11 protein-coding genes are annotated in these 10482 nt (G+C 39.6%); 10 read left to right on the forward strand and 1 reads right to left on the reverse strand.

Going from position 1 to position 10482, the window contains the following annotated elements; genetic code table 11:
• Positions 1–237: 237 nt before the first annotated feature.
• From A7K50_RS11315 to A7K50_RS11360, 10 genes are all read left to right on the forward strand, one after another.
• On the forward strand, positions 238–945 hold the full coding sequence (locus A7K50_RS11315) for a Crp/Fnr family transcriptional regulator (RefSeq protein ID WP_119776345.1): 708 nt from the start codon (positions 238–240) through the stop codon (positions 943–945).
• Between the two features lie 316 nt (positions 946–1261).
• A complete protein-coding gene (locus A7K50_RS11320) occupies positions 1262–1954 on the forward strand; it encodes a Crp/Fnr family transcriptional regulator (RefSeq protein WP_119776347.1) in 693 nt (230 codons plus the stop codon).
• Positions 1955–2204: 250 nt separating this feature from the next.
• The gene (locus A7K50_RS11325; RefSeq protein ID WP_119776348.1) at positions 2205–2516 is read left to right on the forward strand and encodes a dehalogenase; all 312 of its coding nucleotides are present in this window, start codon (positions 2205–2207) and stop codon (positions 2514–2516) included.
• 15 nt (positions 2517–2531) lie between these two features.
• Positions 2532–3923 (forward strand): reductive dehalogenase, encoded by a 1392-nt coding sequence (locus tag A7K50_RS11330; protein ID WP_119776350.1) that lies wholly within the window; start codon positions 2532–2534, stop codon positions 3921–3923.
• A gap of 213 nt (positions 3924–4136) precedes the next feature.
• Positions 4137–4823, forward strand: coding sequence for a Crp/Fnr family transcriptional regulator (locus A7K50_RS11335; protein WP_119776352.1), 687 nt, complete (start codon positions 4137–4139; stop codon positions 4821–4823).
• A gap of 368 nt (positions 4824–5191) precedes the next feature.
• Positions 5192–5509 (forward strand): dehalogenase, encoded by a 318-nt coding sequence (locus tag A7K50_RS11340; protein WP_165904966.1) that lies wholly within the window; start codon positions 5192–5194, stop codon positions 5507–5509.
• Between the two features lie 2 nt (positions 5510–5511).
• Positions 5512–6891 carry a reductive dehalogenase gene (locus A7K50_RS11345; RefSeq protein ID WP_119776355.1) on the forward strand — a complete coding sequence of 460 codons (1380 nt, stop codon included), beginning with the start codon at positions 5512–5514 and terminating at the stop codon, positions 6889–6891.
• A 424-nt stretch (positions 6892–7315) separates the two neighbouring features.
• The gene (locus A7K50_RS11350) at positions 7316–8029 is read left to right on the forward strand and encodes a Crp/Fnr family transcriptional regulator (RefSeq protein ID WP_119776357.1); all 714 of its coding nucleotides are present in this window, start codon (positions 7316–7318) and stop codon (positions 8027–8029) included.
• 139 nt (positions 8030–8168) lie between these two features.
• Positions 8169–8474, forward strand: a complete 306-nt coding sequence (locus A7K50_RS11355; RefSeq protein ID WP_020492123.1) for a hypothetical protein — start codon at positions 8169–8171, stop codon at positions 8472–8474.
• Between the two features lie 14 nt (positions 8475–8488).
• Entirely contained in the window at positions 8489–9853 is a 1365-nt protein-coding gene (locus A7K50_RS11360) for a reductive dehalogenase (protein ID WP_119776358.1), read from the forward strand.
• Between the two features lie 140 nt (positions 9854–9993).
• Here the strand turns inward: A7K50_RS11360 and A7K50_RS11365 are convergent, their stop codons facing one another.
• Positions 9994–10179 carry a DUF3102 domain-containing protein gene (locus A7K50_RS11365; protein ID WP_243103738.1) on the reverse strand — a complete coding sequence of 62 codons (186 nt, stop codon included), beginning with the start codon at positions 10177–10179 and terminating at the stop codon, positions 9994–9996.
• Positions 10180–10482 lie beyond the last annotated feature (303 nt).

The raw sequence follows: 10482 nt of genomic DNA on the forward strand, positions 1-10482 counted from the left end.
TTTACTTTGACAGCTCACTGTTTAAAAAAACGCAATAATATTTAAAGTATTGTAACTTTTCCGACACTCCCATACAGGTATCAATTTTTGCAAAAAAAGTTAATATGGATGTACAAATGATAAAAAAAATTATCGTATGCTAATAGTGCAAATTTCAATCACTATAAAATAAGGCAATTATTACTGAAAAGTGCCTATAGTGGCACCCAATTTTATAAGGAAAGGAGACGAGATAAAATGCAAGAGAATTTTGGAAAATGGATGGGAGGAATTCCAGATACATTTTATGCAGTAAGTAAATTGGAGAAATATGTACATTATGGTACTGCAAAATTTTATTCCAAAGGAAGTTATATTGGCTTTTCGGGAGAAGGAAGGAGCGAATTGTTTTATGTACTTAATGGTAAGGTGCAATTAAATTACATTTTTGATGATGGAAGGGAAAGAATGGTCTATTTCGGCGGAAAGCATAGTGTATTTGGTCATCTGTACCATTATGCTTACAAATCTACTTTTGAGGGTTGCTTGCTGGCGTTAGAAAATAGCAAAGTATGTCATTTTTCTGAGGAACAGATTGAACATATTTTCCAGATGGACAAAGACATTATCTTGGACTTATTAAAATATAGCAATGCTAAAGCTTCTTATTTTATGAAGCAGGTTGTTGAAAAGGATTATTTTAATTCGGCGATTAGGGTTGTAAGGTTACTTCATGATCTTTGTATTTCTATGGGAATACCGGTGGACAACCATATTGAAGTTAGCATAAAGTTACCGCTAAAAGATATTTCTGAGATAACCGGGGCCCATTATGTGACAGTTTCAAAGGTATTTACCGTTTTGAAAAAACAAAACATTTTATTAAAAAAGAATGGAAAGATGATTATTTATAATCTTGAAAAATTAAAAGAGTTAACGAAAAGAAAGAATATATTTAAAAATTAACAGCACTTATTTTTTATCAAAATTGTTACCAATTCCGGATAAAATGCCATTCTGATAACCAAACCCGAATTAATTGCTCATTGTAGAATGTGGGATAACCTAAATAAATAATCCGATATAATGCTGGTAATAGTCAGATAGACTGTTATCAGCATTATTATTGAGTTTGATAAAAAGTTATTGTATTCTAATATTGCAAATTCTATAATCAAATTAAGATTTTAAAAAAAGTACAATGCCTGAAAAAAATAAGATTATTTTTTAAGGATAATATATAAAATAATATGAAAGTGCATTATGGGAGGGTTAGAAAGCCATGGAATATGATTTTTTTAATGAATTGACAAGAACAGTTCCTGACACATTCTATCCCATTGAAAAATTGCAAAGATTTATCCATTTAGGAATTGTAAAATCCTATGCCAAAGGAAGTGCCGTTATTTTACCAGGGGATGAATTCATGCTAATCTATGTACTTTCGGGAAAAATCCAGCTCAATATGGTTACAGAGGAAGGTAAGCAAAGGTTGATATATTTTTGCGGCAAAAATGGAGTCATGGATAGGATCTTTGAGCTGAATAATGATAATGCCTACGCGACTGCAATAGAAAAATGCAGAGTGTGTTTTTTTTCAAAGGAGCAGCTTTTAACAATTTTTCAAGCTGACTGTGATTTATATTTTGAAATTATGAAAAATCTTTTTGCCAAAGGCATTTATTTTATGAAACAAACCGTTGAAATGGAATTATACAATCCTACGGTCAGAATTGTAAGACTTCTTTATGGTCTATGCATATCTAACGGAATACCCGTAGGGGATTCATATGAAGTCCGTCTTGAATTGTCTCAGAAACAAATTTCTGAAATATCAGGAGTCCATTTTGTTACAGTATCCAAAGTATTAGGATATTTGGAAAAGCAAAGGATTATCGAGAAAAAGAAAGGCAAAATCATTATCCATGATTTAGATAGATTAAAAGAGCTAACATTTGAGAAACGTCTTTTTTAAAAGATAGTATCAGATAATACAAATTTTTTTAATTGGCTAAAACACTATTTCTGTAATAAACAAACCCTCATGGATTTTTGTTCCTGAGGGTTTGTTTATCACAGAGATCAAAAAATAAAAATTTATTTAAACTATCCGATTTATAACTAATTACAGAAGGTAATGATATAGAAAATTAATTAATGCTTAATTCATACTAAAATTCCTATCAATAAAATCTTTAAAATTATATTAAAAGGGAGGTGAATATATGGGTACATTCTTAATTTTTATTGCCGGTGTGTTATTTTTAGCGGGGATACTTTTTATTAAACCTCGCGCCAAAAGGGACTTAATGTGGAAAACAGTACTGAACTGGGCCTTATATGTTATTTGGTATGCCATCACGTGGATGGGGGTTTCCTTTATTTACATTAACGCATCGGTCGGCCATGTTAAAGCAACAAGTACGGCTATATTCCTGTTCTTAGGGATATCTGTGGTGCTTGCTGTCGTTCAGGCACGGTTGCTAGGTTTTATCGGCGCGAAAAAAATGGGAAACGCAAGTTCACAACAAGCTTGATTTGGAGGGAAGAAATTGAGTAACGAACAAAAACAGCAGTCAAAGATAAACCGGAGGAATTTCCTGAAAGCCGGTGCTGCAGCTACTGCTATGGGAGTTGTCGGGGCGCTGACAGCGCCTGCCAAGGTTGCCAGTGCGGCGGGCGAGACGTTTAAGTATACGCCCGCACCCAAAGGTCAATGGTCCAAATTACATCCTGTTCATGATATGGGCAGCGTTTCGCTCCGTTTTGTAGAACAAAACGACCAGTGGCTGGGAACTACGAAAATTGTCGGACCGATAAAGAGAACTAGCCAATACGACAGCGGGTTTGATCGTGTTGCTGAGGGAAAAGTCAGTCAAAGAGGACAATTGGGACTCTACAATCTTATACCCAAAGACCCCATGGCCATGGCGATAGTTATGGGGACTGCCCTACCGAGACCCCTTGTGGAAGGTCCTGTTGCTCCTGTGAAAACGGAAATTCCTGATCCAGAACAAATGTCGATGCATATCAAAGACCTGGCTTATTTTTTAAGAGCCGACGATGTGGGAATCGGCAAAATGCCATCGTATGCTTACTGGTCTGAAAAGGTGATATATGAACCGTTTCCCGGAAGAGAATTGTTCGAGTTGCCTAGGGAAAAGTGCGTCAAACCGATGACCGAACCGGACATGCCCTATGTTATTGTGGTTATGGTCGATCAGAATTTAAAAACAACGCTCGCTTCCACAGGTTATGATGCCATCAGCCTCTCCCAATCTTTCCTGGGATATCACTCAACTGGAGTCATTTCTGTTATTATCGCTCAATATATCAGAAATCTTGGTTATAACGCCCGGGCACAATACGCCGTGGATTATAACGTAAATATGCCTCCCACTATTATAGCGGCAGGATTAGGCGAATTATCACGCACAGGTGAGTGTGCTATTCATCCCCGGTTGGGATTCCGCCATAAGGTGGCTGGTATTACAACAGATTTGCCGCTTGCTCCGGATAAACCCATTGATTTTGGACTTATTGACTTCTGCCGTATCTGTAAAAAATGTGCGGATAATTGTCCTTCCGGCGCTATTTCACAGGATGATGATATGAAAGAAATAAACGGTTACCTGCGTTGGGCCACCAATGCAGACAAGTGTGCCGAATTCCGGGCAAGTAATGAAGAAGGTGCATCCTGCGGGAGATGTATGAAGGTCTGTCCGTGGAATTCGAAGGAAGATTCCTGGTTCCACCAGGCAGGAACTTGGTTTGGAAGCCAGACTAAAACCTCTGCGTCGATGCTGAAAGCCATTGATGATATGTTCGGATACGGTACAGAGCAGATCGAGAAATATAAATGGTGGCTAGAGTGGCCGGAAAATTACAAACTGCCTCCTGTAAGCGTACTAACCGCGCCTCTGCCGTCTCATGGAGTTCTATAAAGTTTAATTTTCCAAAGGCATCTTGAAAAATTAATGATAGAGCAAACCCTCATGGATTGTGATTCCTGAGGGTTTGTCTATTTATGGAAATGATCTAAATTATACTTTAAGCAAACAAAATATACTTTTTTAGAATATGGTGGATCAAAATATGATAGAATTTTAATAGGATGTTGATTCGGTAAAAATCTTGGTGCAGGGAGCGAAAAGTAGATGGAAGAAAACGAAAAATGTGGAGGCGCTATTCCGGATACATTTTTTGAAGTTGAAAGGTTGCAGGAATTTATTAATTTAGGGACTGTGAAGACTTATGCTAAAGGCAGTGCTGTCATGTGGCCGGGAGACAAATGTTCTTCCCTAATTTATGTGGTCTCCGGAAGGCTGAGAGTAAATAAGCTGCTCGATGACGGCAGGGAAAGACTGGTTTACTTTACCGGAGAACATGGCTTGGTGGGCAAGTTATACGAGACTTGCAATGATAGTTATGCCATTGCACTTGAAGACAGTAAGGTTTGTTTTTTCTCGAAAGAACAGCTTAAAAAAATTTTCAGCATGAATGACGAAGTCCCCTTTGACATCATAAGAAACTACCTATCAAAAACTTCTTATTATATGAAGCAAGCTGCAGAGATTGACTATTTCAATCCGGCAGTCAGAATCGTCAGGTTGTTTCACGAACTCTATATTGCCAATGGCATAAAAATCGGTGATCATTATGAAATTAACATTCAATTGTCTTTGGAAAATATTTCCGAGATAACGGGGACGCATTATGTTACCGCTTCCAAAGTAATAGGCTGGTTAAGAAAAAATAAAGTGATGGAAAAAAAGAGAAAAAAGATTATCATTTATGATACAGAAAAACTGAAAATGATGACTCAGGGGACACATGTTTTTTGATCGTCTAAACCCTTTGCAATTATTTTGCTGTTATTTGACTCCAGATTTGATTCCAACAGAAAATCGCAGATGATGCTCGCCCTCTTTTTTTCGAGGGCGTTTTTAAATTGTTCTTATTTTTTGAACCATCCCTTTTGTATGCGTTATCATACCCATTGTAACAAACCGGATCTCTGATATTTTTAGCTCATATTAAAATTCAGATATCTATTTGACCGGATGTTGTAATATTACAGAAAGGCTGCTCAGGGACGAAAATAATGAAACTTAGCACTAGCTAAAGTTTTTGGGTATTCAGTTTGGTACTTTTAATTTAGTGGTAGTGATGTACGTACAAAAAACTACAAAATTTTATGGAGGTGGGTCTTTTGGGCGTATTCTTAGTTTTTGTTGCCGGAATTGCTTTCTTAGCCGGTATTTTAGCGCTAAAACCATTTATGAAACGCGAAAATAAAATAATGACGGTCCTCAACTGGTCTCTTTATGTCATTTGGTACTTGATTACATGTACAGGCATCTCATTTGTTTTTCTGAATAGCCGTGTTGGTCACGTCAAAGCTACAAGTACGGGAATATTCTTATTCTTTGGTCTGTCGGTTATCTTTGCGGTTATTTTGGCGAGGCTCCTGGGTCTCCTCGGGAAAAATGGATTAAGCCTAATGAAACAAATGAAGGAGGCAAAATAGTCATGTCAAAAAATCTTGCTGATGATAGAAACCAACAGCAGGGCCTTCAGATGAACCGTCGCAAGTTTCTGAAGGCCGGTGCAGCGGCGGCAGTTACCATGGGACTTATGGGTACAATTGGTGCTACGCCTGCTGTTGCTGCTGAGGCTGCTGTAGGTTCAAGTGTTACCGTAAATGGCGCGAGATCTAAGCTGAAGCCGACCGGACACTATGGTGCTGCTTCGGTCAAATTTGCTACATTTAACAATGAATGGCTCGGCACGACAAAGCTCGTTGGCGAGGTCAAAAATATCAGCGAAGCAGAGACAGGATTTTCACGGGCCGGTCGTGGCTTATACGGAAAAGAGTCTCAAATTGGCAGGGGGTACTTTATTAGAAAAGATCCTGCCGGGGCAGCCGAACACGATACTTTAATGATCTTGGCAACAGAACCGGCAGTCCAAGGTAAAGTGTCTCCAGTCAAACTGAATATTCCTGATCCGGAACAAATGTCCCAGAACATCAAAGACTTTGCGTACTTCCTGCGAGCCGACGAGGTAGGAATCGGCAAAATGCCGGAATTTGCCTGGTATTCTCATAAGGTCACGGATCAGCATGCTTTGGCGGTGAACGATCTTGAGAAAGCACTTACTCCTGTAACAGATAGATTACCGTACGTCATTGTGGTCATGGTCGACCAAAACTTAGAGACAATGTTGGCCTCCACAGGGTATGATCAGATCAGCGGCGCCCAATCCTTTTTAGGATACCATACTACCGGTGTTATTGCTGTCGTCTTAGCAAATTATATTCGTAATCTTGGTTATAATGCCAGGGCCCACCATGCAAGAAACTATAAGGCTGTTATGACACCATGTCTTATTTCTGCGGGACTGGGTGAATTGTCCAGAACAGGAGACTGTTCCATCCATCCACGCTTAGGATTCCGCCACAAAGTAGCTGCTGTTACAACGGATTTGCCGTTGGCCCCGGATCAACCAATTGATTTTGGTCTTCAGGATTTTTGCAGGGTATGCAAAAAATGTGCGGATAATTGTCCTTCAGGCGCCATCACCCAGGATACGGAACCCATTGAGTATAACGGCTATCTGCGCTGGAACAGTAACATGGAAATATGTACGAAATTCCGCACGACCAATAAAGAAGGCTCTTCCTGCGGCCGGTGCATGAAGGTATGCCCGTGGAATACAAAAGAGGAGTCTTGGTTCCATGCTGCCGGAGTATGGATCGGCAGCCATGGGCAAGCCTCATCCAAACTGCTTAAAGGCATGGATGATATGTTCGGCTATGGTACTGAACAGATTGATAAGTACAAGTGGTGGCTGGAGTGGCCGGAATTGTGGGCGACACCTGAAAAGATGCCAGGCCTTGTAAAATACTAATCGCCGTATTTTAACTATCCAATAATCATCTAATTATATTCAATCAATAATTAACCGCGATATGCCAAATTAAATGAAGGAGTGACGCTAACTACATATTAATAGTTAGCGTCACTCCTTTTTTCTTTAAATCAAAATATATCTAACCAATCAATAATCCTAATAAGCAACCTTAACAAACCTTCGTACATAAAGTTGTCGTGAATTAAATCATACAAAGAAATTTTATTGTATAATGTTCGTGCTATCTTTTCACTCTTAAAGACAATGAACTTATCAATTTAATATTTTAGCACAGACGATTCAAAATAATTTTAATATATGCAAACAAATTAAAAGTTTTTAGAGAATGGAGGGGTGAAATATGGGGAAAATTGAATATTAATCTCTGGTAAAGAAAGTTGATAAGGGGGAAAAGAAGGGCATGGAAAACTTCAGAAAGTGTGGAGCAATTGTACCCGATACCTTTTATCCTGTTCCAAAATTACAGGACTATGTCCACTTGGGAACAGTAAAATCTTTTGCCAAGGGCAGTACAGTGGTTTTTCCGGGAGAAGAGCCACATGCAATCATTTATGTATTAAGCGGTAAGATAAGAGTTGACTTGGTTTTTGATGATGACCGGGAAAGATTAATGTATTTTGCCGGCATGCACACTTTTGTAGGCAGGTTATTTGAAACATATCATAATCTTCATATTATTGCGATGGAAGACAGCAAGGTCTGCTTATTCAATGAAGAGCAGCTTGCAAGAATTTTCCGTGAGGACCAACAAATTATTTTCGATGTGATAAGGAACTATCTCTCTAAAACATCTTATTACATGAGGCAAGTCGCCGAGATGGATTATTTTAATCCGGCAGTTCGAGTCATACGGCTGTTGTATGAACTTTGTAACTCTAAAGGTACAGCAGGGGCTAATTATTGTGAAGTAAATAATGACTTATCTTTAACGAGTATCTCAGAAATTACCGGGGCCCACTATGTAACCGTCTCCAAAGCATTAGGTTACTTAAAAAGACATCATATCCTGGAAAAAAAGAGGGAGAAAATATTTGTTTATGATATGGAAAAACTCAAAATGTTGACACATGAAACGCATATTTTTACCGGTCATGAAAGCAATCCTATTTCATGATAACGACGATGATAAATTAAAAAAATATCCTAAAAAGGATATAGATTTAATCCGCGACATAAATTGAACGATACTGATTTAATACAATGTACCTGTAACGATTTAATTTCCACTTGGAAAAAGGGGAGGTGAAAGAGCTATGGGTACATTTTTGGTCTTTTTAGCGGGTCTGTTATTTCTCGCCGGTATTCTTTTTATTAAACCTCGCGCTCAAAAGGAGCTGAGGTGGAAAACGATCCTTAACTGGAGCCTGTATGTTGTATGGTATGGGATAACCTGGATCGGGATTTCCTTTATTTTCATCAATGCCTCAGTCGGGCATGTTAAAGCAACAAGCACGGCAATATTCCTGTTCCTAGGGATATCGGTAGTGCTTGCAGTTGTCCTGGCCCGTTTACTCGGTTTCATTGGTGCTAAGAAAAAGGAAACTACATTACAAGCTTAACAGGGGGGATAAAGTTGGAGAATAACGGTCAGAAAAAAGAGTTGCAAATCAACCGCAGAAATTTTCTGAAAGCAGGGGCCGCTGCAGCAGTATCGATGGGAATTATGGGCACAATAGGTACGAAAACTGCTGTTGCAGCTGAGGCTGCTGTTGGATCAAGCGCTGCCAGAAATGGAGCACAATCTAAATTAAAGCCCAGTGGACAATATGGAGCTGCAAAAGTCAAATTAGCTCAATACAATAATGAATGGCTTGGTACCTCGAAGATCGTTGGTGAAATAAAAAATATAAGCGAAGCAGAAGCAGGCTTTTCACAGGCTGGCCGCGGCTTATACGGCCCTGAAGCCCAACGAGGCAGGATGTATTTTGTTAGAAAGGCTCCGGAAGGGGCTGCCGAGAATGATACTTTAGTGATTTTGGCTACAGAGGCTGCAGTGCAAGGCAAAGTATCTCCTGTTAAACTGAGTATTCCCGATCCGGAACAAATGTCTCAGAACATCAAAGACTTTGCCTATTACCTGCGGGCCGATGAAGTTGGAATTGGCCGTATGCCGGAGTATGCTTGGTATTTGGATAAGATTACAAATCCGAAAGCGTTGGCAATGAATGATGTGGCCAATGCAGTTACTCCGGTAACGGATAGACTTCCTTACGTCATCGTCGTTGCGATTGACCAACATCTGGAGACGATGCTAGCGTCTACGGGGTATGATTCAATCAGTATTGCGCAATCGTTTAGGGGCTACCATGCTTCCGGTGTCGTTGCTGTCACGCTTGCTAACTACATTCGGAGCCTTGGTTACAATGCCCGGGCCCATCACGCTCGCAATTATAAAGCAGTGATGACCCCTTGCGTCATTGCCGCCGGTCTTGGTGAATTTTCCAGAACAGGCGACTGCGCTATTCATCCACGTTTAGGTTTCCGTCATAAAGTTGCTGCCGTTACGACGGATTTGCCGCTGCTTCCTGATCAACCCATTGATTTTGGTCTGCAAGATTTTTGCAGGGTATGCAAAAAATGTGCGGACAATTGTCCGGCCGGCGCCATTACCCAGGATGCGGATCCTATTGAGTATAACGGTTATCTGCGCTGGAACAGTGACTTTAAAAAATGCACCATATTCCGTACAACGAATGAAGAAGGCGCTTCCTGCGGCCGCTGTATGAAGGTCTGCCCCTGGAACACTAAAGAGGCGTCCTGGTTCCATGATGCCGGGGTATGGATCGGCAGTTCTGGAGAAACTTTATCTACGTTGCTCAAGTCCATGGATGATATGTTCGGGTACGGTACTGAGCAAGTCGAAAAGTACAAGTGGTGGCTGGAGTGGCCGGAATTATGGCCTACACCTGAAGTACTGCCAGGCCTTCAAAAATATTAATCTATAGCCTATGGCATTTTGACGCATTAATGATGGCCAATAAATAATAACTTTAATAAAAAGCAAACTAACCACGGAGTATTGCTAAGCTACGAATTTAAGTAGCTTAGCAATACTCCTTTTTTATGTTGCGTGCCCAGCTAAGCACGTAGAAGACTTCTTTTCGCGCTGTGTCTACTCTGCTTTGGGCAATGAACGAGTATTTTTAGTAGTTCATTATAGGCGCTTAGCATGTTGTCACGGTTCTCCCGCTCTTCCGTCGGAATCCCCAGGAGGATGACCGCCTGGGAAAAACTAAGATTCGAATCCGGATTCGAATCTGACAAGTTCCCGCTTTTTATGAATATTAGGCAATATTGAATATGTACTGATTTCCAAACCGTGAAAAATGTTATCATGGTTTAAACAATTAGCCATTACCACTATTGTATAGTTAACATAATAAGCGTTTGAACGTTTCGATTCTAACTTGATCTATGTGTTCTATTTAATTCTAAATCAATCACAAATTATTAGAGGATCAGGATAAATAAATTCATTAGTCATAATAAAATAATTAGAAAGGGGAAATGTAAACATGAAGTCAAGGTTGAATCAAAGAATACCAGGGATAAAGTCCGTATAATGGT

This window comes from Dehalobacter sp. MCB1, assembly GCF_003590275.1.
In the GTDB taxonomy this organism is placed as follows: Bacteria; Bacillota; Desulfitobacteriia; order Desulfitobacteriales; family Syntrophobotulaceae; genus Dehalobacter.